This window comes from Staphylococcus sp. EG-SA-18 (genome assembly GCF_017151825.1).
GTDB classification, from domain to species: Bacteria; Bacillota; Bacilli; order Staphylococcales; family Staphylococcaceae; genus Staphylococcus; species Staphylococcus aureus.
Map to the genome: position 1 here is coordinate 1 of NZ_JACYVY010000075.1, position 442 is coordinate 442.

The 442-nt window shown below is 27.1% G+C and carries 1 protein-coding gene; it reads left to right on the top strand.

The genetic code is table 11. The features are described from left to right. A partial coding sequence (locus IDG66_RS13030) for an MAP domain-containing protein (protein WP_179323086.1) occupies positions 1 to 442 on the top strand: 442 nt, incomplete at both ends.

A 442-nucleotide genomic window follows, 5' to 3' on the forward strand; every position in this document is an offset into this window, starting at 1 on the left:
ATCAGTGATCTTGACTTAAAATTTGCGAAACAAGCAAAATATACAGTATATTTCAAAAATGGAAAGAAACAAGTAGTGAATTTAAAATCAGACATCTTTACACCTAATTTATTTAGTGCCAAAGATATTAAAAAGATAGATATTGATGTTAAAACAGGGTCAAAAGCGAAAGCGGATAGCTATGTACCATATACAATTGCAGTAAATGGCACATCAACACCAATTTTATCAAAACTAAAAATTTCGAATAAACAATTAATTAGTTACAAATATTTAAATGACAAAGTGAAATCTGTATTAAAAAGTGAAAGAGGCATCAGTGATCTTGACTTAAAATTTGCGAAACAAGCAAAATATACAGTATATTTCAAAAATGGAAAGAAACAAGTAGTGAATTTAAAATCAGACATCTTTACACCTAATTTATTTAGTGCCAAAGATA